24 protein-coding genes are annotated in these 22088 nt (G+C 70.9%); 14 read left to right on the top strand and 10 right to left on the bottom strand.

Annotation, left to right across the window (positions count from 1 at the left end; genetic code table 11):
• Position 1: 1 nt before the first annotated feature.
• On the top strand, positions 2-535 hold the full coding sequence (locus tag AB0M01_RS29480) for a HutD family protein (RefSeq protein ID WP_363675192.1): 534 nt from the start codon (positions 2-4) through the stop codon (positions 533-535).
• On the opposite strand, the gene AB0M01_RS29475 is transcribed toward AB0M01_RS29480, so the two are convergent.
• Genes AB0M01_RS29475 through AB0M01_RS29465 form a run of 3 tightly spaced genes read right to left on the bottom strand, consistent with a single transcriptional unit; the run spans position 532 to position 1995 of the window.
• On the bottom strand, positions 532-1029 hold the full coding sequence (locus AB0M01_RS29475) for an HAD family acid phosphatase (RefSeq protein WP_363675190.1): 498 nt from the start codon (positions 1027-1029) through the stop codon (positions 532-534). The genes AB0M01_RS29480 and AB0M01_RS29475 overlap by 4 nt on opposite strands.
• Positions 1022-1576, bottom strand: coding sequence for a GNAT family N-acetyltransferase (locus tag AB0M01_RS29470; protein WP_363675188.1), 555 nt, complete (start codon positions 1574-1576; stop codon positions 1022-1024). Before AB0M01_RS29470 ends, AB0M01_RS29475 begins: the two co-directional genes overlap by 8 nt.
• A gap of 44 nt (positions 1577-1620) precedes the next feature.
• Positions 1621-1995: a hypothetical protein gene (locus tag AB0M01_RS29465; protein WP_363675186.1), complete on the bottom strand. Its 375-nt coding sequence runs from the start codon at positions 1993-1995 to the stop codon at positions 1621-1623.
• A 114-nt stretch (positions 1996-2109) separates the two neighbouring features.
• On the opposite strand from AB0M01_RS29465, the gene AB0M01_RS29460 reads away from it, so the two are divergent.
• Positions 2110-3234, top strand: a complete 1125-nt coding sequence (locus tag AB0M01_RS29460) for a metallophosphoesterase (RefSeq protein WP_363675184.1) — start codon at positions 2110-2112, stop codon at positions 3232-3234.
• Positions 3231-6005, top strand: a complete 2775-nt coding sequence (locus AB0M01_RS29455) for an AAA family ATPase (RefSeq protein ID WP_363675181.1) — start codon at positions 3231-3233, stop codon at positions 6003-6005. Before AB0M01_RS29460 ends, AB0M01_RS29455 begins: the two co-directional genes overlap by 4 nt.
• A gap of 26 nt (positions 6006-6031) precedes the next feature.
• On the opposite strand, the gene AB0M01_RS29450 is transcribed toward AB0M01_RS29455, so the two are convergent.
• The 3 genes from AB0M01_RS29450 to fdhD form a co-directional block, all read right to left on the bottom strand.
• The gene (locus AB0M01_RS29450) at positions 6032-6799 is read right to left on the bottom strand and encodes an anti-sigma factor (RefSeq protein WP_363675180.1); all 768 of its coding nucleotides are present in this window, start codon (positions 6797-6799) and stop codon (positions 6032-6034) included.
• 5 nt (positions 6800-6804) lie between these two features.
• Positions 6805-7410, bottom strand: coding sequence for a sigma-70 family RNA polymerase sigma factor (locus tag AB0M01_RS29445; RefSeq protein ID WP_363675178.1), 606 nt, complete (start codon positions 7408-7410; stop codon positions 6805-6807).
• A gap of 86 nt (positions 7411-7496) precedes the next feature.
• Positions 7497-8324, bottom strand: coding sequence for a formate dehydrogenase accessory sulfurtransferase FdhD (gene fdhD / locus AB0M01_RS29440; protein ID WP_363675176.1), 828 nt, complete (start codon positions 8322-8324; stop codon positions 7497-7499).
• A 24-nt stretch (positions 8325-8348) separates the two neighbouring features.
• On the opposite strand from fdhD, the gene AB0M01_RS29435 reads away from it, so the two are divergent.
• Positions 8349-8981: a peptide deformylase gene (locus AB0M01_RS29435; RefSeq protein WP_363675174.1), complete on the top strand. Its 633-nt coding sequence runs from the start codon at positions 8349-8351 to the stop codon at positions 8979-8981.
• Here AB0M01_RS29435 and AB0M01_RS29430 read toward each other — a convergent pair.
• Positions 8978-9958, bottom strand: a complete 981-nt coding sequence (locus tag AB0M01_RS29430; protein ID WP_363675171.1) for a phosphotransferase — start codon at positions 9956-9958, stop codon at positions 8978-8980. The genes AB0M01_RS29435 and AB0M01_RS29430 overlap by 4 nt on opposite strands.
• 76 nt (positions 9959-10034) lie before the next feature.
• Between AB0M01_RS29430 and AB0M01_RS29425 the strand changes: the two genes are divergently transcribed.
• On the top strand, positions 10035-10646 hold the full coding sequence (locus AB0M01_RS29425; RefSeq protein WP_363675169.1) for a trimeric intracellular cation channel family protein: 612 nt from the start codon (positions 10035-10037) through the stop codon (positions 10644-10646).
• Here AB0M01_RS29425 and AB0M01_RS29420 read toward each other — a convergent pair.
• Complete coding sequence (locus AB0M01_RS29420) at positions 10643-11818, bottom strand: MFS transporter (RefSeq protein WP_363675167.1); 1176 nt, start codon at positions 11816-11818, stop codon at positions 10643-10645. The genes AB0M01_RS29425 and AB0M01_RS29420 overlap by 4 nt on opposite strands.
• 70 nt (positions 11819-11888) lie before the next feature.
• On the opposite strand from AB0M01_RS29420, the gene AB0M01_RS29415 reads away from it, so the two are divergent.
• From AB0M01_RS29415 to AB0M01_RS29405, 3 genes are all read left to right on the top strand, one after another.
• Positions 11889-12986, top strand: a complete 1098-nt coding sequence (locus AB0M01_RS29415) for a ferrochelatase (RefSeq protein ID WP_363675165.1) — start codon at positions 11889-11891, stop codon at positions 12984-12986.
• Positions 12983-13777 carry an inositol monophosphatase family protein gene (locus tag AB0M01_RS29410; protein ID WP_363675163.1) on the top strand — a complete coding sequence of 265 codons (795 nt, stop codon included), beginning with the start codon at positions 12983-12985 and terminating at the stop codon, positions 13775-13777. The genes AB0M01_RS29415 and AB0M01_RS29410 overlap by 4 nt, the downstream gene beginning before the upstream one ends.
• 290 nt (positions 13778-14067) lie before the next feature.
• Complete coding sequence (locus AB0M01_RS29405) at positions 14068-14367, top strand: DUF4193 domain-containing protein (protein WP_012921380.1); 300 nt, start codon at positions 14068-14070, stop codon at positions 14365-14367.
• A gap of 84 nt (positions 14368-14451) precedes the next feature.
• Here AB0M01_RS29405 and AB0M01_RS29400 read toward each other — a convergent pair whose 3' ends face one another.
• Together AB0M01_RS29400 and AB0M01_RS29395 are read right to left on the bottom strand one after the other, a co-directional pair.
• Positions 14452-14760 (bottom strand): DUF4235 domain-containing protein, encoded by a 309-nt coding sequence (locus AB0M01_RS29400; RefSeq protein WP_363675160.1) that lies wholly within the window; start codon positions 14758-14760, stop codon positions 14452-14454.
• A 31-nt stretch (positions 14761-14791) separates the two neighbouring features.
• A complete protein-coding gene (locus AB0M01_RS29395; RefSeq protein ID WP_363675158.1) occupies positions 14792-15247 on the bottom strand; it encodes a DUF3093 domain-containing protein in 456 nt (151 codons plus the stop codon).
• 52 nt (positions 15248-15299) lie between these two features.
• On the opposite strand from AB0M01_RS29395, the gene AB0M01_RS29390 reads away from it, so the two are divergent.
• The 6 genes from AB0M01_RS29390 to AB0M01_RS29365 all read left to right on the top strand — a co-directional run bounded on the left by AB0M01_RS29390 (position 15300) and on the right by AB0M01_RS29365 (position 22086).
• Positions 15300-15857: a PaaI family thioesterase gene (locus AB0M01_RS29390; protein ID WP_363675156.1), complete on the top strand. Its 558-nt coding sequence runs from the start codon at positions 15300-15302 to the stop codon at positions 15855-15857.
• Positions 15854-16306 carry a dUTP diphosphatase gene (dut, locus tag AB0M01_RS29385; RefSeq protein ID WP_363675154.1) on the top strand — a complete coding sequence of 151 codons (453 nt, stop codon included), beginning with the start codon at positions 15854-15856 and terminating at the stop codon, positions 16304-16306. Before AB0M01_RS29390 ends, dut begins: the two co-directional genes overlap by 4 nt.
• Before the next feature lie 94 nt (positions 16307-16400).
• The gene (locus AB0M01_RS29380; RefSeq protein ID WP_363675152.1) at positions 16401-17114 is read left to right on the top strand and encodes a DUF3710 domain-containing protein; all 714 of its coding nucleotides are present in this window, start codon (positions 16401-16403) and stop codon (positions 17112-17114) included.
• Positions 17115-17170: 56 nt separating this feature from the next.
• Positions 17171-17560, top strand: coding sequence for an OB-fold nucleic acid binding domain-containing protein (locus tag AB0M01_RS29375; RefSeq protein ID WP_184794433.1), 390 nt, complete (start codon positions 17171-17173; stop codon positions 17558-17560).
• Positions 17553-18389 (top strand): DUF3159 domain-containing protein, encoded by an 837-nt coding sequence (locus AB0M01_RS29370; RefSeq protein WP_363675149.1) that lies wholly within the window; start codon positions 17553-17555, stop codon positions 18387-18389. The genes AB0M01_RS29375 and AB0M01_RS29370 overlap by 8 nt, the downstream gene beginning before the upstream one ends.
• Positions 18390-18513: 124 nt before the next feature.
• Complete coding sequence (locus tag AB0M01_RS29365; RefSeq protein WP_363675147.1) at positions 18514-22086, top strand: S8 family serine peptidase; 3573 nt, start codon at positions 18514-18516, stop codon at positions 22084-22086.
• Positions 22087-22088: the final 2 nt, after the last annotated feature.

The following is a 22088-nucleotide window of genomic DNA, read 5'->3' as shown; positions in this document are numbered from 1 at the left end:
GATGAGGATCCTGCGAGCCGCCGACCAGCAACGGGTGGCCTGGCGCAACGGCGCCGGGTTGACCACCGAGCTGGCCGGCGGCGGTGCGGCGAGCGACTTCGCCTGGCGGGTCAGCCTGGCCGACGTCGTGGAGGACTGCGAGTTCTCCGTGTTTCCGGACGTCGACCGGACGATCGTGCTGGTCGAGGGCGACGGAATGGTTCTGGAGCTGGACGGGGTCGAGCACGAGCTGACTCGCTTCGTGCCGTTCGGCTTCGACGGCGGAGCCGCGGTGCGGTGCCGGGTGGCCGGTCCGACGCGGGACCTCAACCTGATGACGCGGCGAGGCCGAGCGAGTGGCACCGTGGCGGTCGAGTCGGCGCCGTTGACGGTCGAGGCGGGGGATCACCTGGTGGTCGTCTGCCTCGAGGGATCGGTCGGCGTCGAGGTCGAGGCTCTGGCCGAGACTCTGGCGGCCGGTGACGTGATGGAGCTCGACGGTTCCGCGCGGATCACCGGCGCCGGGCGGGTCGCGGTGATCCGGGTCCGGACCTAGGTCCGGCCCTCCTTCTCCTGCGCGTCGAAGAGGGTCGGCTGGGTCTCGGCATCGAGTCCCCAGTCGGCCCGCAGGACGGCGTACCCTGCCTTCTCGGCGGCCGCGCACACCTTCACGTCGTCGTCGACGAGGATCGCGACCGGGCGGTCGGCCTTGAGCTGGTCGAGCCGGTAGAGCTTAATCGTGGCCGACGGCCGCCGGTCGTTGTTGCGCCGCATGAACAGCTGCCCGTCGGGGAAGCCGTTGTCCTTCAGCCATTTCACCGTCGACCGCCGCAGCCGCTCCGGCCGCCCGGTCAGGTAGACGATCTCGTGCCCCTCGGCGAGCTGCGTCGCGACCGCGAGCCCCTCGTCGAGCACCGCGTCGTCCTTGGCGCCGGCGAAGAACGAGTCCCAGTCCTTCGGCCTGCGCTCCAGGAAGTGCACCCGCTGGCTGGTGTCGGACAGCGTCGCGTCGATGTCCAGTACGGCGTACGGCGGTTTGTCGTCAGGCACGGACTCCAGCTAACCAGGTCGCCCGGTCGACGGCGTACTCGACCTCGCCGTGCTCGGTCCCCGGCAGCGGGTCCTCGAAGACCACGTGGAAGACCCGGACGAACCGCAGCCCGGACTTCACCATCACCCGGCGGGACTTGGTGTTCACGGCCATCGTGTCCGCCACCACCCGCTCGGCCCCGTCCGCGAACGCCTTCGCGATCAGCGCCCGCGTCCCCTCGGTCGCGTACCCGCGCCCCCAGACCTCGCGCCGCAGCCGGTACCCGACGTCGACCGTCCCCACGGCCGCGGTCGGCTGCAGCCCGAACCAGCCCACGAACTCCCCGCTCGCCTTCTCGTGCGCCGCGAACGTCCCGAGCCCCGGGTGCCGCGCGTACACGTCGAGCATCCCCGGCAGCACCTTCTGCTCGATCTCGTCCCGCGGCGTCGCCTGTCCGGTCAGGAACCGCATCACCTCGAGATCGGAGTCCAGCTCGACCAGCAGCTCCACGTCCCCGGTCGTGAACCGCCGCAGCACCAGCCGCTCGGTCTCGAGCACCGTCTCCATGCGCCGAATCCTTCCGGGCCGCGGGGTGGCCCGGCAACCGGATATCAGAAGTCCACGTGCAGGCGGTCGGAGTCGGCCTGGGACTGGGAGCGGTGGGTGGTGTACCAGCGGCGGGAGCCCTGGGGGAAGGAGAGCAGGTAGACGACGGCGATGCCGGCTGCGGCGAAGGCGAGGCCGACGGGGAGCGAGATCAGACCGTACGGGAAGGTGAGTCCGCCGACGAGCAGGGCGCACTTGTGGCCGACGGTGTGGCCTCGGGGGAGGGTGACTGCGCTGTACGCCGCACCGAGCGCCGCGACCAGGAAGACGAAGCCGAGGGTGCCGCCACGGGTGAAGGTGAGGGCCGACTTCACGCCGTACCCGACGGTGAGAGCGGCCAGCAGACCGGTGCCGGCGGTGATCGACCAAGGGCGCGTCATGGTAGAAGACTAGACCGGAAAAGTCCGAATGGGTGTTCGGATGCCGGGCGGTCACGGGTTGTGGGTGTGTTGGGTTGGGCGGTAGTCGCCGGGTCGGGTTAGCGTTCTCGCGCGATGGACGAATCGATCACGTTTCTGCACAGTTCGGACTGGCAGCTGGGGATGATGCGCCGGTTCCTGGGGCCGGACGGTCAGGCCCGGTGGGGTCAGGCGCGGCTGGATGCTGTCGCGCGGATCGGTGAGGTCGCGGAGCGGGTCGGGGCGCGGTTCCTGGTGGTCACCGGGGACGTGTTCGAGCACAACCAGGTCGAGCGGCAGACGATCCTGCGGGCCTGCGAGGCGCTGAAGCGGATTCCGGTGCCGGTGGTGCTGCTGCCGGGGAACCACGACGCGCTGGAGCCGGGGTCGTTGTGGACGTCGGCGCAGTGGGCGGCGCACAAGCCGGAGCACGTCACGGTGATCACCGACGAGACGCCGCTGGAGATCGTGCCGGGGGTGGAGATCGTCGGGGCGCCGTGGCGGTCGCGGCGGCCGGTGTCGGATCCGGCGGCGCCGGGCTACGCCGGGCTCGCGCAGTCCGGCGTACGACGGATCCTGCTCGCGCACGGGCAGCTCACCAGCCTCAGTGGCGGCATGTCCGACGTACCGACCATCGACCAGGCGGCGCTCGAGGCCGCGGTCGCGGACGGGCGGCTGCAGTACGTCGGGCTCGGCGACCGGCACTCGACGACCGAGGTGACCGAGCGGATCTGGTTCTCCGGGACGCAGGAGGTCACCGCGCCGGAGGAGACCCACCCGGGCAACGTGCTGGCCGTGACGCTGGCCGGTGACTCGATCACCGTCGAGCCGCAGCGGGTCGGTGCATGGCACATGGTCGAGCACCATGTCGAGCTGGACGGCGAGGAGTCGCTGAAGGCCCTCGAGGACTGGTTCGCCGAGCTGCCGGACAAGGAGCGGACGTACGTGCGGCTGGCCGCTGACGGGTCGTTGCCGCTGCCGCTGATGAGCCGGCTGGACGCGACGATCGACGCGCTCGGCGAGGTGTTCGCCAGCGTGGAGAAGTGGCCGAAGTTCTGGACCGTCCGGCCCGCGCCGGAGGCCGCCGACCTGGACGCGCTGCAGCTGAGCGGGCCGGCCCGGGCGGCGATGGAGGAGCTGCGCCAGGCGCTTGCCGGTGGCGACGAGTCGGCCGGTGCCGCGCTGACCCTGATGCACCGCTTGGCCAGGGACGCCGGATGAGACTGCACAGCCTGACGCTGCGGAACTTCCGCGGCGTCGCGGACCGGACCGTCCAGCTGCCCGCGATCGGTACGACGGTCGTCGTCGGCGACAACGAGGTCGGCAAGTCCAGCCTGGTCGAGGCGTTCGCGCTGGTCTTCCAGCTGCCCGACGACTCCAAGTCCAAGCGGATCACCGACGTGCAGCCGGTCGGCCACGACGTCGCCCCGGAGGTGACCGTCGAGCTGACGCTGGGCGGCCGCGAGCTGACCTACACCAAGCGCTGGCTGAAGAACCGGTCCACCGAGCTGTCGGTCGTCGCGCCGGACGGCAGCCGCGAGTCGTTCACCGGCCGCGAGGCCCACAACGAGGCCGACCGGCTCTTCACCGAGAACGTCGACCCGGTGCTCTGGCAGACGCTGATGGTCAGCCAGGGTCAGTCGCTGGTCCTGCCGACCCCGGCGGACGCCGAGCCGCTGATCACCGCCGTCACCGCCGAGTCCGGTACGCCGGTCGACGGCGCGTCGATGCCGTTGGTCTCGGCCGTCGAGCACGAGTTCCTGCGCTACTGGACGCCGCGCGGCCGCCCGACCGGCGACTTCGCCAAGTCGGCCCAGGCGGTGACAGCCGCCGAGCTGCGATCCGCCCAGGCGGCCAAGGCGATGGAGGAGGTCGTCGCCGACATCCGCCGGGCCGAGCGGCTCGCGCTCGATCTGGAGGACCTCAGCAGCCGCCTTGCCGAGCACCTGAAGTCCGTCGAGGCGCTGCGGGTCCGCAAGAAGGAGACCGACGAGATCCTCCTCCGGCGGGACTCGGTGCGCGCCAGGGCCGAGACGGCGCGGGCCCGGCTGGAGAACCACACCCGCACGCGGCTGGAGCGCGAGCGGCTGCTGGCGGAGGTCGAGCGGTTCACCGCCGCGGCCGGTGAGCTCACCGAGCTGCGGGCCGAGGCGGAGAAGGTCGCCAAGGCCTCCACCGACACGCTGCACGCCGCCGAGGCCGCGCTGGCCGAGGTGGTCGAGCTGAAGGACGACCGGCGCGGCGATGTGCAGCACGCCGAGCAGCGGGTGTCGGAGCTGATGGACCGCGCCGAGCTGGACCGGCTGACCGGCCAGCAGGCCGAGCTGGCCGATGTACGGACCAGGATCGCGGCCGCTTCGCGGGTGCTCGACGGGATCAAGGTGACCGACGCGCTGGTCGCTGAGCTGGAGGACGCGCGCGCCCGGGTCGTCGAGGCGCGTGCGGCGCTGGCGGCCGGCGTACCGGAGGTGTCGGTACGACGGGTTGGTGCGGAGCAGGTCTCGCTGGAGGGGACCGGGCTGGACGCTGGTGGCGCCGAGGTGCCGGCGGAGCTGGCTGAGGGCGCTGAGGTGTCTCTGCTGGTCTCTGGTGCGCTGCACGTGGGTGTGCCGGGACAGGTGGAGGTGACGGTCCGGGCCGGTGGTGACGCGGCGTCGCTGCGGTCGCTGGTCGACGAGGCCGTACGGCGTGAGGCGGACCTGCTGAAGCGGGCCAAGGTCCGGGACCTGCCTGCTGCGCGGGAGTCGCTGCGGAAGAGTGACACGGCGTCGGCGGAGCTGCAGGAGGCCCGGCGTACGGAGAAGTCGCTGACCGCCGGTGGGGACCCGGGGGAGCGGATCGCCTTGCTGTGCGCGCGGTTGGGCGTCGGCGAGGAGCCGGCCGAGGAAGAGGAAGAGGCGCCGAAGGGCAAGCAGCAGCCCGCGGTGGAGAACGTGCCGGGGCAGATGTCGCTGTTCGAGGAGTTCGCCGAGGAAACCTTCGACTTCGAGGACCTGGTGATGCCCGAGCCGCTGGCGCCTGATGACCTGTCCGGTGCGCAGCGGGCGCTGGAAGAGGCGCGGGCCGAGCTGGCGACGGCGGAGCGGTTGCTGACCGACGCGGAGTTCGCTGCGGCGCAGGCGCGGAAGGCTGCGGACGAGGACCGGTCCGAGGCGCAGCAGGCGCGGGCCCGGGCGGAGCTGGCTGCTGAGCGGGTTGCTGCGGCGACTGCCTCGCTGGAGGCGGCCCGGGCGGTGCTGGCTGACGAGGACGTCGATGCGGCCGAGGAGCAGGCCACCGGTGAGGTGGAGGCGGTGATGGAGGAGCTGACCGCCGTACAGGAGCAGGTGGACGCCGCTGGTGCGGACCACGTCGAGGGCGAGCTTGCTGACGCGTTGGCGGTCGCTGCGCGGCTGCAGGGCGAGCGGGACACGCTGCGCGACTCCCTGCGTACGACGGAGGGCCGGCTGGAGCAGTCGGGTCGCGACGGGCTGGCGACCCGGCAGGACACCGCCGAGCTCGAGCTGGCCGGCGTACGGGCTGAGCACGAGAACTTGCAGCGCCGGGCCGAGGCCGCGCGGCGGGTGCACGAGACGCTGGGCCGGCACCGGGCCGCGGCGCAGACGAAGTACTCGGAGCCGTTGCAGACCAGGATCGAGGCGCTCGGGCGCAGTGTGTACGGCCCGACGTTCCGGGTCTGGCTGGACGACGACCTGGCCGTCGCCGAGCGCGAGCTGGAGGGCAACCGGCTGCGGGTCGAGTCGCTGTCCACCGGTGCGCAGGAGCAGTTGGCGATCATCACCCGGCTGGCGATCAGCCACCTGGTCAGCACCACCGAGAACAGCGTCCCGGTGATCTTCGACGACGCCCTCGGCTGGTCCGACAAGGCCCGCCTGCGCGACATGGGCACCCTGCTCGGCCGGGCCGGCGACCACGGCCAGGTGATCATCCTGACCTGCATGCCGGACCGCTACGAGTACGTGCCCAGGGCAACGTTCATCAAGCTGCAGTAGCTCGGCGAAGGTTGCCCTGGGGAGCCCTAGGCCATTTGCACCATGGCGATGATCGGCTCGGTCGGGGTGATCGCGCCGGGGGAGTTCTCGACGGTGATGCCGAGGGCGGTCTTGTCCTTGACGCCGCCGGTGATCAGTCGCGTCGCCTCGGGCGTGGCGAGGCCGGCCGAGTGCGGGGTGAGGGACTTGTCCATCAGCCACAGCTGGTAGGTCTTGCCGTCCGGGAGCTTCGGGAGGCCGCGCAGGAGGACGATGGCTCGGTCCTGGTTGGCTGACATCACCACTGCCGCGCTGCCACCGCCGGTGACGGCTGCGCGAGCGGTGCGGGCGTCCGGCTGGGCGAGCAGGCCGGCCAGGTCCTGGTTCTGCTGCTCCACACGCTGGCTGTCGCGGTACTGGTCGATGGCAACGCCGCCGACACCGGCGATCGCCAGGAAGGCAGCGGCCAGCGCGAGCATCGAGCGGCGGGAGCGGCGCTGAGCGGGTGCGCGGTGCAGCGCGTCGGCGGTGACCGGGGCCTGGCGCGCGGGCTGCGGGTCGTCGTCGGTCTGCCGCACGATGGGCGGCAGCTGCCGGGTCACCGCGATCTCCGACAGCACCCGGGACTTCAGCGCGGCCGGTGGCGGCGTGGCAACCGCCGTACCGAGCTTGTTCGCCGCCTCCCGCAGCTCTGCCACCTCGGAGCTGCACGACGGGCAGTCGGCGAGGTGCGCCTCGAACCCGATCCGCTCGTCCTCGGGCAGTGCGTTCAGTACGTAGGGACCGGTCAGCATGTGCACGTCCGGTGTCGTCATGGCCCTCACCTCCCCGTCACACCCAGGCAGTCGCGCAGCCGGATCAGGCCGTCGCGCATGCGTGCTTTGATCGTCGCCAGCTTGGCGTCCAGCAGTTCGGCCACCTCACGGTAGGAGTAGCCGCCGTAGTAGGCCAGCGTCACCGACTCCCGCTGCAGCTCGGTCAGCGCGGACAGGCAGTGCCTGACCTGCTCGACCTCCAGGTTCGTGGTGACCGCTTCCGAGACCTCGTCGTACGCCGTGCTGCTGCTGGCCGCCGCGACGGCCTGCTCCCGGTCGGTGGCCGACTGCTCCGAGCGGACCCGGTCGATCGCGCGCCGGTGCGCCATCGTCAGGATCCAGGACGTCGGGGAGCCGCGGTCGGCGTCGTACCGGGTGGCGGTCCGCCAGACCTCGACCATCACCTCCTGGGTGACCTCCTCGGACTGGGCCGGGTTGCGCAGCACCCGGCGGATCAGGCCGAACACCCGCGGCGCCATCTGGTCGTACAGGAGCGCGAACGCGTCGGCGTCACCGCGGGCCACCCGGGCCATCAGCTCGGCCGGCGTCGTACCTCCGGTGCCGGTGACCACCGGCCACGGGAGGGCTGTCGACTCTCCGCTCACGGGCATCCTCTTCGCTCGTCACAACTGGTCGGAAGAGCTTCGGAGCCGCGTCCGGGGCGGATGGGTGAGTGGCCTGAGTCTCCCGACGCAGGTCAGCGCAGGACGCGCTCGGGTGCGCTGTAGATCACACAGCGCTCGCCGCGGGTGAAGCCGACGAGCGTGATGCCGAACTTACGGGCCAGGTCGACGGCCAGGCTCGACGGCGCGCCGACCGCGACGATCATGCCGATCCCGGCCGCCACCGACTTCTGGACCAGCTCGTAGCCCGCGCGGCCGCTCAGCGTCAGGATCAGGCCCTTGCGGCTGCGCTGGTTGAGCACGGTCCAGCCGACCACCTTGTCGACCGCGTTGTGGCGGCCGACGTCCTCCTTGACGATCACCTTGCGGCCGTCGTTGGTGAACAGGCCGGCGGCGTGCAGGCCACCGGTCCGGCCGAACGTCGGCTGCGCGTCGCGGAGCAGGTCGGGCAGCCGCAGCACCAGGTCGAGCGGCGCTTCGACCGGGTCGACCGGCTCGTACTCGCGCTCGGCCAGCTCGTCGAGGCTCTGCTGACCGCAGACACCGCACGCGGCGGAGGTCACGCCGTACCGCTGCGGGGGCTCGCGGTCGGGCGGGCCGTCGAAGGTGACCGTGACGGTGTTGAACTGCTGCTCGCGGGTCAGCACGACGTCGGTGCAGTAGGCGACCGTACGGATCGCGTCCTGGCGGACGGCGAACCCCTCCGCCAGGCAGAACCCGGCGGCGAGCTCGAAGTCGGAGCCCGGCGTGCGCATCGTGACGACCAGCGCTTCGGGCGGCCGGCCCGGCCACTCCAGGCGGAGCTCGAGCGGTTCCTCGGTCACCACCACGTCCTCGCGCCGCGACGTCTTCTCGCCGTCCTGAACCTCGACTTTGTAGCGCGTCACCGGACCCTTGGTCATGTATACGATCTTAGTGTGTCTTCGGTGAGCACTCTGAAAAACCGCGTCGAGGCGCTGGTCGAGCTGTACCGCGACGACGTCGCGCCGATCGTCGCCCTGGGTGACCCGGTACTGCGGCAGCAGGCCGAGCCGTACGACGGGCAGCTCGGCGACGAGCTGCTCGGTGAGTTCGTCGAGCTGCTGCAGCGGACGATGCGGGCCGCGCCGGGTGTCGGCGTGGCCGCGCCGCAGGTCGGGATCTCGTTGCGGATGGCCGTGATGGAGGACCCGGCGCCAGTGCCGGACGAGGTCGCGGAGGCGCGCGAGCGGTACCCGCTGGAGTTCTTCACCGCGATCAACCCGTCGTACGAGGCGGTCGGGCGGACTCTGCGCGGCTTCTACGAGGGCTGCTTGAGCATGCCGGGGTACACCGCGGTGGTGAACCGGCCGCTGAAGGTCGACGCGGTCTACACGGACGTCGCCGGTGAGCGGGTGAAGCGGGAGTTGTCCGGCTGGCAGGCGCGGATCTTCCAGCACGAGACGGATCACCTGAGCGGGGTCGTGTACGTCGACAAGCTGGAGCCGCGCTCGCTGGCGACCGCGGCGAACTACGCGAACAGGTGGGCCGACCCGGTGCCGACGAAGGCGGCGCGGGAGCTGGGCTTCCACCTGGACTAGGCGGACCAGCCTCTTCTGAGCGCCAGCCAGTCGAGGAAGGTCCAGGCGTACAGGCGCTGGTGCCTGCGCAGCTCCGGGGTGCAGCCGAGCGGGGGAGTCGTGTCCAGGTCGTCGAGCATGTACGCCGCGACGAGCGCCGCGCCGCAGTCGAGGTGGTCGGGCGGGACGTCGGCGGTCAGCGGGGACTTGCTGATCGCTGCTTGGGTGTCGATGCCTTCGTACTGCGCGATCGGGAGCAGGCAGGACCAGTCGAACCAGTTGGGGCCGAGGGAGAGCCAGTTCCAGTCGACGGTCCAGCAGGCGCCGTACTGGTCGATGAGGAGGTTGTCGGGGCGGAGGTCGCTGTGCATGGCGGTGTCGCCGGCGAGGGCCTCGGGGTAGAGCGCGATGAGGTCGCCGAGCTCGCGGAGTACGGCGGGTAGCCACGGTTGGAAGCCGGTGGGGAGCGGGCGGTTGCCGGAGAGGATCTGCGCGGGCAGGTCGATCGGCCAGCCGCCGGAGGCGATGTCGTCGACGAGTACGTCGAGCCCGGGGAGGGGAGTGGGGGTGAGGGCGTCGGCCATGGTCTCGCAGGCGCTGGTGACCGCGGAGAAGTCAGCGGCGCTCCAGGGGCTGCCTGGCATGCGTCCGGAGACCCGCTCGGAGACAACTGCAAACCAAGAGTCAGTCAACGCAGTGGTGATGATGCGGGGGACTCGCAGCGCTTCGGGTAGTTGAGGGACTACTTCTGCCTCGCGTTGGTAGGCGCGGTACGCGTGCAGCGTGTCCGGTGCTGCCTTGACGAAGACCTGCCGGCCGTCGGCCAGGTCCACCGGCGCTGCGAAGCCGCCCGTGAAGCCTGAGGTGACCGAAGGCCCGACGTGGGCGATCTCGGTGCCTAGGGCAACGGCCAGGGACTGCTGGAGACTACTCGGCAGCGCGTCCCAGCCTGGGCGGGCGGACGTGGCGCGGTAGTCGACGGCGGGGGGACCGGGCATGGCGCCGACCTTAACCCTCGCGAGCCTCAGCGTGCCTCTCAATTGCCGCAGCCTGTGGACGGTTAGCGTGCGCAGCATGGACGGGTCGGTGGTGCTGCAGGTGCTGGATCTGGTGGGGATCTTCGTGTTCGGGATCACCGGGGCGCTGGTCGGCGTACGGAAGAAGCTGGACGTGTTCGGGATCCAGGTGCTGGCGATGGTGACCGGGCTCGGCGGCGGTTTCCTCCGGGACGTGCTGATCGGGGCCACGCCCCCGGCAGCGCTTCAGGACTGGCGCTACCTGGTGGTGCCGGTGGTCGCGGGCCTGCTGACGTTCTTCCTGCACCCGCGGATCGGGCGGGTCGAGCGGATGGTGAACATCTTCGACGCGGCCGGCCTCGCGCTGTTCTGCGTGACCGGCGCGGTGAAGGCCAGCAGCTTCGGGCTCTCTCCGCTGCCGGCCGCGCTGCTCGGCACGATCTCCGGGATCGGTGGCGGCGTCGTCCGCGACGTGCTGTCGGGCCGCGTGCCGGTGGTGCTGCGGTCGGAGATCTACGCGACCCCGGCCTTCCTCGGTGCGGCGATCGTCGTGGTCGCGATCGAGCTCGACTACCACCAGCTCTGGGTTCCGATCATGGCCGCGGTCATCTGCTTCCTGATCCGCCTGGTCGCCATCCGCCGCGGCTGGAACGCCCCACTGCCCCGCTAGTTGTGCGCGAACACCGTCTTCGGCCGGGCGAACGCGATCGAGACCCCGGCCACCCCAGCGCACAGCACCCCGATCGACACCGGCACCCAGTACGCCGAAGAAGCGCCCCACAGGTCGACCGCGTGACCAGCCGCCGCGTTGCCCGGGGCAACTCCCAGCAGGATCCCGGTGACCGTCCACGTGATCGCCTCGGTCAGCCGCTGCGGTGGGACCCACTCCTCGACGCATGCGGTGACCGCGACCATCGTCGGCGCGATCGTCAGCCCGGCGCAGAACAGCACCCCACCCAGTACGACGGTGTTGCCGACCCACGGCAGCGGCGCCAGCGAGATCGCCAGCAGGATCGTTCCGATCAGCAGCCGCCGCTCCACTGGTGCCCGCCAGTGCACCGAGCCGTACCAGAGCCCGGCCAGCAGCGACCCGAACGCCCACACCGCCAGTACGACGCCGGACATCCCCGGCTGCCCCTGCTCGGCCGTGAACGCCACCGTGACGACCTCAGCGCTACCCAGCGTCGCCCCCAGCCCCAGACCGATCAGCGACAGCAGCATCAGCGACAGCCACGGCAGCGGCGCCTGCTCGACCCCGTCCGCCTTGCCACGACCAGGGGGATCAGAACGCCGCAGCAGCGCCAGCCAGACACCGCCGCCCAGTCCGAGCACACCAGCCGTCGCCAGAGCGACGTACGGGCTCACCTGGGTTGCCAGGGCCGTGACCAGCACCGGCCCGATGATGAAGACCACCTCGTCGCCGACGGCCTCCAGCGCGAAGGCGGTCTGCAGCGCTCGGCCGCGGCCGAGCAGGTGCGTCCAGCGAGCCCGGACGAACGAGCCGACCTGTGGACGAGTAGCACCGGCCAGGAAGGACAGCAGGTAGAGCACCGCGGTCGGAGCGTCGGCCCGGACCGCCAGCAGCAGCCCGGCCAGCCCGACCGTGCAGAGCACGCTGCCGATGAGCAGCAGGCTGCGCTGCCCGAAGCGGTCGACCAGGCGACCCTGGATCGGCCCGGTGATCGCACCGGCGACCACAGCGACGCCGGAGACCGCTCCGGCCAGTCCGTACGAGCCGCTCTCCTGGGCGATCAGGATCACGATGCCGAGCCCGATCATCGAGATCGGCATACGCCCGAGGATCCCGGCGGCGCAGAACGCGGCGGCACCGGGACGGCGCATGAGATGGACGTAGGGCTTCAGCATGGGGGACCGTGCACACCGTATCCGGACGGCCTGAGAAACTCGTTACATGCCCCACCCCGTGTCGCCTGATCCTTCCCCGTACGACGCCGTGCTGCTGCTGTCCTTCGGTGGTCCCGAGAAACCCGAGGACGTGCTCCCGTTCCTCCAGAACGTCACCCGCGGCCGGGGTATCCCCGACGAGCGGCTCAAGGAGGTCGGCGAGCACTACTACGGCTTCGGCGGCAAGAGCCCGATCAACGACCAGAACCGCGCGCTGCTGGCCGCGCTGCGGGAGTCGTTCGCCGAGGCCGGGCTGGACCTGCCGATCTACTGGGGCAACCGCAACTGGGCGCCGTACCTGACCGACACGCTGCGCGAGATGGCGGCCGACGGGATCCGCCGCGCGGTGGTCATCGTGACCAGCGCCTACCCGTCGTACTCGGGCTGCCGGCAGTACCGGGAGAACCTGGCCGACGCGACGGCGGCGGTCGAGAACGCGCCGGTGATCGACAAGCTGCGGCACTACGCGAACCACCCGGGCTTCGTAGGTTCCTTCGTCGAGTCGACCGCTGCGGCGCTGAGCGAGCTGCCGGAGGGCGCCGCGATCGCCTACGTGACGCACTCGATCCCGACCGCGATGAACGCGACCAGCGGCCCGGACGGCGACGCCTACGTCAGCTGGCACCTGGATGTCGCGGCGGAGATCACCGCCGAGCTGGAGCGGCGTACGGGGGTGACCCGGCGGACCGACCTGGTCTACTGCTCGCGCTCCGGCCCGCCGCAGGTCCCGTGGCTCGAGCCGGACGTCAACGACCACCTGGAGGAGCTGGCCGCGGCCGGTGTGCCCGGGGTGGCCGTGGTGCCGATCGGGTTCGTCAGCGACCACATGGAGGTCATCTACGACCTCGACACCGAGGCGGCGGCGACCGCTGACAAGCTGGGCTTGCCGATGGCCCGGGCGGCGACGCCCGGCACCGATCCGCGGTTCGTGACGATGCTGCGCGACCTGGTGGTCGAGCGGGCCGAGGCCGAGCGTGGCGGGCAGCCGGAGCGGCCCTGCGTGGGCAAGCTGGGTCCCGGCTGGGACAACTGCCGCCCCGACTGCTGCCCGGCCCTGCGCCGCCCCACCTCCTCCCAGACCTCCCTCGCGAAGGAAACCGCATGAGCACCCCGCAGGAACTGCTGAAGCTGGCCGTCACGGTCGCCACCGAGGCGGCCGAGCTGATCGTCGAGCGGCGCCGCGGCACGATCACCGTCGCCGACACCAAGAGCACCGCGACCGACATCGTCACCGCGGTCGACCGCGAGTCCGAGGAGCTGATCCGGGCCCGGGTGCTCGAGGCCCGCCCGGACGACTCGTTCCTCGGCGAGGAGGGCGACGACATCGACGGGACCAGCGGGGTCCGCTGGGTCGTCGACCCGATCGACGGCACGGTGAACTACCTGTACGACCTCCCGACGTACGCCGTCTCGATCGCGGTCGAGCAGGACGGCGTGACGGTCGCCGGCGTGGTCGTCGACGCGCCCAAGGGGGAGGTGTTCACCGCGACGCTCGGCGGCGGCGCGTTCCTGGACGGCAAGCCGATCCGGGTCTCGGACTGCACGTCGCTCGACCGGGCCCTGGTCGGGACCGGCTTCGGCTACGACCCGGGCCGGCGGCTGGTGCAGGCCGAGGTGGTCCAGCAGCTGATCGCGAAGGTCCGCGACATCCGGCGGATCGGGGTCGGCGCGATCGACCTCTGCTACGTCGGCTGCGGCCGGCTGGACGCGGTCTACGAGCGTGGGCTGAACCCCTGGGACTACGGCGCCGGGGCGCTGGTCGCGTCGGAGGCGGGCGCCCGGGTCGGTGGCCTGAACGGCGCCCCGGTCTCGCCCGAGATGTCGATCGCGGCCACGCCCGCGGTGTTCGATGCGTTACACGACGCGCTCGCGGCGGCGAACCCGCTGCGCGCATAGCGTCTGCTCGTTCGTGCACGCGCAGTGCTTGTACGGGGCGGTAACGCGCAACCTTCTGTTCGGTCCTGACAATTTCTTCGACACGCGGGTCAGAAGGTGGACCCCGACGCGCGCGATGGCCGGGTTATAGGGCACAATCCCTGCCTCGGGAGCGGAAGCGAGTCCGGTCCCAGCCTGTCTGTCAAGGGTTTCGGGGGACCAGAGGATTCCGGGCGGAATTTCTCGGGCGCGTTATCCGTTCCAGGGCTCAGCAGGCAACACCACGGGTACGAAGAGGGCAGGGAAACACCATGGCGACTGACTACGACGCCCCGCGCAAGACGGACGAGGACTCCAGCGAGGAGTCGATCGAAGAGCTGAAGACTCGCCGTCACGACAAGAACTCCGGCAAGGTCGACGAGGACGAGGCCGAGGCGGCCGAGAGCTTCGAGCTGCCCGGCGCCGACCTGAGCCACGAGGAGCTGGCGGTACGGGTTCTCCCGCGCCAGGCCGACGAGTTCACCTGTTCGAGCTGCTTCCTGGTCCACCACCGCAGCCAGCTCGCGAACAGCAAGAACGGCCAGCTGATCTGCCGCGACTGCGCTGCCTGACAACAGCAGCACCGTCGCCCTGCTCGGCTGAGTCGTACCAAATCGGGACCGTCCCCCTTCCGGGGGCCGGTCCCTTGGTGCGTCTCAGGCCTTCACGACGTCCTTCGCGGCGCCCTGCACGGCTTCCTTCTCGAAACCGGGCGGCAGGCTCCCGGTCGACCGCAGCCAGTACGCCGCCGCCCGCTGCTCGGCGAACCGCTTGGCCACCGCCGCGGCCGCGCCGCTGGCCACCGCCCAGCTGACCACCTCGACGTACCCGGCCTCGTTGCCCTTCGGCGGCTTCCCGCCGGACCCGATCTTCCAGGCCGTGGTGACCGCCTTGTTGGCGACCAGCCCGACCACCATCGTGAAGACCGCCAGCACCAGCTTCCAGCCGATCTTGGCTCCGATCACCACTGCCTCCTTAGCTGATCCCGCCTGTCCTTCAGGATCTTGCCACGCTGTTCTGCGTCAGGGCGGCAGCCAGTTGCTCCGGGTGCCGCGTGGCGATCAGCCAGTACGGCGCCGGGTCGTGCGGGTCGGTGATCTCCACCCGTACGGCGCCCCGCACGTAGCTGCGCAGCACGAGGTACGCCGCCGGGTCGCAGTCGCGGCCGAACGCGTTCCGGACCGCCTCACCGGTCAGCGCCTCGACCTTGCCGAGGTACTCGCGCTCGATCGACGCCTTTGCCGCGCGGAGCCGCTCGGCGTCCACCTCGACCAGCGCACCGCCGTACCGGACGAACACGACGGTCAGCACGACCGCGACCAGCCCACCGGCGACCAGGCCGGCCGGCTGGCCCGCGGGGACCGCGACGATCAGCCAGATGGTCAGGGCGAGCAGGGCGGCGATGATCCACCAGCGCACCGGCACGCTCAGCCGCTCCCGATAGTTCGTCACAGCACCAGCCTGGCATGTGGCGCAACAGACGCCGTAGGTAGGGTCGCCTCTCGTGATCGAGCCCCCGACCCGCTCTGCGACCCCGCAGCGTGAGCTGGAGCCGCCGGAGCGTCACCCGGAAGCTCCTGCTCCGGGCACGGGGCTGCCGTCGCACTACGAGCGCTGTGTGGCCTGCGGCCCGTCGCACCCGACCGGGCTGCGGCTGGTGTCGACCGCCGGGGCCGACGTGAGCATCACCGGTGAGTTCACCGTGACCGCTGACCACCAGGGTGCTCCGGGGCTCGCGCACGGCGGCGTACTGGCGCTGGCGCTCGACGAGACGCTCGGTGGGCTCTCCTGGCTGCTGCGGCGCCCGATGGTGACCGGGCGGCTCGAGACCGACTACATCCGCCCGGTGCCGGTCGGTACGACGCTCCACCTGTCGGCGACCTGCCTGGGGTTCGCCGGACGCCGGATGTACGCGAAGGCGATCGGCCGGCTGAACAGTCCGGACGGCAACATCGCGCTCCGCGCCAACGCTGTTTTCGTCGTGGTCCCGCCCGAACACTTCGTCAAACACGGAACTGATCTGACGGCCGAAACCGTTCACGACTACGAGGTGAACCCATGACCGAGGTACTGATCCAGCGGCTCGACCCCGAGCTGCCGCTGCCGGCGTACGCGCACCCGGGGGACGCCGGCGCGGACCTGGTCGCGTCGCACGACGTGACGCTGAAGCCGGGGGAGCGGCAGCTGGTCGGGACCGGGATCGCGATCGCGCTGCAGGACGGGTACGCCGCGTTCGTGCACCCGCGGTCCGGACTGGCCGCCAAGCACGGGGTGTCGATCGTGAACGCTCCGGGAACAATGGATGCGGGGTACCGCGGCGAGATCAAGGTCTGTCTAGTCAACCACGACCCGCACGCCGAGGTCACCCTGCGCCGCGGCGACCGGATCGCGCAGCTGATCGTGCAGCAGGTCGAGAAGGCCCGCTTCGTCGAGGTGACCACCCTGCCGGGCTCCGCGCGCGGCACCGGGGGACACGGCTCGACCGGTGGTTTCGGTGATGTGACACGCTGATCAGGTGCAGCCCGCTGACCTGCGGGTACGGGAGACTACGGCGGGGTTCGTGCCGCCCCCAGAAGACTGACGATCGAGGAAGTAGGCAAGAGCAGTGATCTTCCGCCGCAAGGCCAAGAACGAGGACACCCCGGAGACCGTGGACGCCGTCGAGGAGACGACCGCGGACGAGACCGGGGAGAGCGCCGCCGACGACGGTGGTGCCGAGGAGTCCACGACCACGGCGTCCGTCCAGGACACCACCGGCGGTCCGTTCGACATCACCGAGGTGGACCCGGCGACGCTGGAGGCCGAGGACCGGATCGACCTCGGGGCCCTGGTGATCACCGGCCTGCCGGGCATGGAGCTGCGGCTGCAGGTCGACGAGCAGAGCGGTGACGTGCAGGCGATCCTGCTGGTCCTGGAGGACTCGGCGCTGGAGCTGCGCGCGTTCGCCGCGCCGCGGACGGCCGGCATCTGGGACGAGGTCCGCCAGGAGATCGCCGGCGAGGCCACCAAGATGGGCGGTACGGCGTCGGAGACCGACGGCCCGTTCGGCACCGAGCTCGTGCTCGTCGTACCGGTTCAGGACCCCGAGGGCCAGATCTTCAGCCAGACCTCGCGGGTGATCGGCATCGACGGCCCGCGCTGGCTGCTGCGCGGCACCGTGCTGGGTCGCGCCGCGGTCGAGCCGGAGGCGGCGCCGCCGATGGAGCAGGCGTTCCGCAACGTCGTCGTGGTCCGTGGCTCGGAGCCGATGGCGCCGCGTGAGTCGCTCGCGCTGAAGCTGCCCGCGGGTGCGCAGCCGGCCGCCGAGGAAGAGGCCTGATCCTCCGTGCACAAGTACTGCGCCGGCGCGCTCGCGCGCGGATTACACTGATTCGCATGGGGAGCGACAAACCCGCCGGACTGTGGCGACGGGCGTTCCGCGGCCTGGCCGGAGACCAGGACGAGCAGGACGCCGAGGTACTCAAGGACTTCGCCCACGACTGTGGCGCGCGGTCCATCACCGGTTGTCACGACCGGGAGATGGTGACGCTGTACGGGACGCTTCGGACCATCACCTTCAGCCCGCGCGGCGGTGTCCCGGCCCTGGAGGGCGAGTTGTACGACGGCACCGGCACGGTGAAGCTGGTCTGGCTGGGCCGGCGCAAGATCGCCGGCATCCACCCTGGCTCGGAGCTGATCGCCTCCGGGCGGATCGGGGTGGTGGACGGCGACCGGGTGATGTTCAACCCGCGCTACGAGCTGCGCCCGACGGCCGCGCATGGCTGAGCCGCGCGCCGGTCAGGACTCCGACCGGGACCTGGACGGGCACGTCGCACCGGACCTGGGCGGGCACCAGCCGCCGAAGCACCCGACCGACGAGGAGCTCGCCGACATCCTCCGGCCGGAGCTCGAGGCGGCCGAGGCGGAGCTGACCGGCGAGCCGAAGGACGAGCGCCCGAAGAGCACCGACAAGGACTTCTTCCAGGCACTGGGTGGCTGGGGCGCGCTGCTCGACATCGGGTTGCCGTGGATCGCGTTCCTGATCGTCTACGGCGTCACCGACCACGACCTGAAGCTCGCGCTGATCGTCGCGATCGCCTGCGGTGCGGCGGTCGCCGTGCTGCGGCTGATCCGCCGGCAGCCGCTGCGGAACGTGCTCGGCGGTTTCGTCGGCGTCCTGATCTCGGCCTGGGTGGCGAACCGCAGCGGCAACGCCGAGGACGTCTACCTGCCCGGCCTGCTCACCAACGTCGGGTACGGCCTGCTCTACCTGATCACCGTGCTGATCCGCTGGCCGCTGTTCGGCGTGCTCTACGGCCTGATCACCCAGACCGGTACGGCGTGGCGCCGCGACCCCGCGATGTTGCGCGGGTTCAGCCGGGCCACCTGGGTGTTCGTCGCGCTGTTCGCGATCCGCCTGATCGTTCAGGTGCCGCTGTACCTGGCCGGCAGCCTGAACGCGCTCGGGATCGCAAAGGTCGGCCTCGGCCTGCCGTTCTACGCGCTCGCGCTCTGGCTCGCGTACGCCGTACTGCGTGGCTCGCTGCCCGCGGACAAGTGGGACGAGGCGCGCGACCACATCACCCATCTGCTGGGTGGTGGCAAGAAGAAGTAGGGGTTTGCTGAGCGCTGTCGCGTAGCGGACGTGTCCTCTATGCGCCAGCGCTTTCCCACGTTCACCAGCGGTTGCGCTGCCTAGGATTTCGCGACTTCGTCCGTAGAAACCCTGTGAGGCACTCGTGACTCCACGCCCCGGTCGCGCCCGGGCGGTGACCGCCGTACTCGCGGCGGCGCTGACCGTCGCCGCGACCCTGACCGGTGGTTCCGCCACCGCGTCACCCGCCCCCACGGCAGCTGTGCTGCCGGCAGCATTCGCTCCTCGTACCGTCACCCTGATCACCGGTGACACGGTCGAGATCACCGTCGGCCCCGACGGCAAGCAGAACTACCGCGTCACCGGTCCGGACGGCCGCCTGGCCGACCATGACGTCCACGTGGACGGCAAGGACACCTACGTCTACCCGCGCTCGGCTGCTCACCTCCTGGCCGCCAAGCGGCTCGACACCGACCTGTTCAACGTCACCCGGCTGCTGGCCGACGGGTACGGCGACGAGCTCCCGCTGATCGTCACCTACACCGACGCGGCCACCAGGTCGCGCAGCCAGCAGGTGCCGTCGGGCGCGCGCAAGCAGCAGACGCTCAGCAGCATCCAGGGCGCTGCGCTCACTACTGACGAGCCGGCGGCGTTCTGGCGGTCGCTGACGGCCGGAGCGCGCAGCACCTTGGCCGGCGGCATCGACAAGGTGTGGCTCGACGGCAAGTTCAAGGTCGACCTGGCCGACAGCGTCGCGCAGGTGGGCGCTCCGGAGGTCTGGCGCGGTGGCAACACCGGCGAGGGCGTCGACGTCGCCGTACTGGACACCGGTGTCGACCTGCAGCACCCGGACCTCGACGACCGCGTGGTGGACTCCACCAGCTTCGTACCGGAGCTGGATGTCACCGACCGGCACGGCCACGGCACGCACGTCGCATCGACCATCGCTGGTACCGGTGAGGCCTCCGGTGGCACTGAGCGCGGTGTCGCGCCGGGCGCCCGCCTGCACATCGGCAAGGTGCTCGACAACGAGGGCAGCGGCCAGGAGTCCTGGATCATCGCCGGGATGGAGTGGGCCGCGCGCGACCAGCACGCCAAGGTCGTCAGCATGAGCCTCGGCGGCGGCCCGACCGACGGCAGTGACCCGATCAGCCAGTCGCTGAACGAGCTGTCCGCCGAGACCGGCGCGCTGTTCACCGTCGCCGCCGGCAACGCCGGACCGGGCTACTACACCGCCTCCGCGCCGGGCATCGCCGACGCGGCGCTGACCGTCGGCGCGGTCGACGGCACCGACAAGCTCGCGGAGTTCTCCAGCTGGGGACCGCGGGTCGGCGACGGCGGCCTCAAGCCCGACATCACCGCGCCAGGCGTGGACATCCTCGCCGCCCGTTCGCAGTACGCCGCCGAGGGCACCGGCTACTACCAGCTGATGAGCGGTACGTCGATGGCGACGCCGCACGTCGCCGGAGCCGTGGCGCTGCTCGCAGCACAGCACCCGGACTGGACCGGCCAGCAGCTGAAGGACGCGATCGTCAGCACGGCAAAGCCGACGCCGGACTACATCCCGTACCAGGGTGGCAATGGCCGGCTGGATGTTGCAGCGGCCAGCAAGTCCGCCGTACGGGCTACTGCGTCGGTCTACTCGGGCTTCCACCCTTGGCCGGTGGCGCCGGACGAGTCGGTCGAGCGGACTGTCACCTACACCAACGACGGCGACCAGGCGGTCGAGCTGAACCTGTCGACGCAGGTGAAGGACGCGCCGGCCGGGCTGTTCGCGCTGTCGACTCCCTCGGTGACAGTGCCCGCGCACGGCACCGCACAGGTCAAGGTGACCGTGGCTGTGAAGGCTGCACCGGTCGACAAGCAGCTGTCGGGTTGGTTGGTTGCGACCAGCTCGACCGGGTTGCGGCTGAGCACGGTGATCGGGATCGGGCGCGAGGGGGAGCGGTACACGCTGCACCTGGACGCCAAGGACCGCAGCGGCCGGCCGATGGCGGGCGACGCGATTCTGATCGGCCGCGGTTCGTACGGGCAGTTCGTGATCGGCGAGGAAGGCGTCGACGTCGAGCTGCCGCCGGGTGACTACACAACCTGGCTGACCGGTGATGTCCAGGGCGCCCACGGGCCGAGCAGCCGGGGCATGGCCGTTCTCACCCTCGTCGACATCCACCTCGACAAGGACAAGACCGCCACGTACGACGCGCGCAAGGCGCGGCAGCTGACCGCCTCCGCGCCGCAACCGACGGCGATGAGCGAGGTCCGGGCGAACGTCTACCGCGACTTCGGGCGCGACTTCTCGGTCGGCTCGTCGCGGTGGACCAACCCGTCGTACGACAGCGTCTGGGTGCTGCCGACAGCGTCGGTGAAGGACGGCGACTTCGTTGCTGGTGCTCGCTGGCGGTTGGAGCAGCCTGCACTGACCGTCGACTCGTACGGCGACCTGCTGGTCCGCCAGGGCGCGCAGCCGTTGCCGAGGGGGCGGCAGCACCTGGAGGCGGTGCTGGGCGACCGGGCCGGGAGCCAGCGGGGTAAGGCGGTCGTCGTACGGAACAACGGGTCGATCGAGCAACAGGCTGCAGCGGCTGCTGCTGCCGGGGCGAAGCTGCTGGTGGTGGTCAACGACGGGCCGGGCCGGCTGACGCCGTGGAGCGACTCCATCTACCTGCCCAGCCCGCCGCCGCTCACCGTAGCGACGCTGACGCACGAGGAGGGCGAGCAGCTGATCGCTCAGCTCACCAGGGGGCGGCGGACGCTGACGGTGACGTCCAACCCGACGCTGGACTACCTGTACGACCTGTCGCGCTTCTGGGACCACGTGCCCGGCGTACCGGCGTACCGGCCGTCCGGGCACGACCTGGCCCGGATCGACGTTGCCTTCCGCAACTTCCGCGCCGGGCGCGGGCTGGAGAACCGGTACGACGTGTGGAACACGGACTGGGAGTCCGCGATGAACACCACCGGGATGGCGGTGCAGGGCGATCGCGTCGACTGGGTCACGGCCGGGGTGCCGTACCAGGCGAAGGCGGAGATCTCCCGGGAGGTGCAGCAGACCGAGACTGGGTGGCGGAGCTATCGCGGTGGGAGCCGCTCTGAGCTGAGCTGGTTCGGGCCCGTGCAGCGGCCGCGGCTGGCCAAGGGGCTGTCGCCGGTGCGTGCTGAGGGGTCGCTGGCCGCTGTGTCGCCCGGCTGGGGTGACGGCGGCGACCACATCGGTACGGCGTTCGGCAACTGGGACATCACTCAGCAGCTGAGCCTGTACCAGGGCTCGACACTGGTCGCGCAGGAGGCGCGGGACCAGCTCACCGCGACCGGGCTGAAGCCTGAGCGGCTGCCGTACAAGCTGGTCGCGGAGAACACGCGCGGGACCTACCCGAACCCGTACTCGACGGCCACTCGGACTGAGTGGGGCTTCACGTCAGCGAGTACTGACACGGTCCTGTCGCTGATCCAGCTCGACTACACGGTCTCTCGTCACGAGCTGACCGTCACCCCGCGCTGGTCGGAGACGAACTCCACCGCCGGCATCCGCAAGCCGACGCTGGAGATCTCGTACGACGGCAAGACCTGGCGCGCGGCTTCGCTGCGTCAGGATCACTCCGGCTGGACCACGCACCTCAACGCCCCCAAGGGCGCGAAGTCCGTGAGCCTCCGGACGAAGGCCGAGAGCGGTCAGTTCACCATCGACCAGAGGATCGACAACGCCTTCGGTCTGAAGTAGTC

This window comes from Kribbella sp. NPDC051770 (assembly GCF_040681455.1).
Lineage (GTDB): Bacteria > Actinomycetota > Actinomycetes > Propionibacteriales > Kribbellaceae > Kribbella.
The sequence above is the reverse complement of the archived record's forward strand: the minus strand, read 5'-3'. Positions and strand labels throughout refer to the sequence as shown.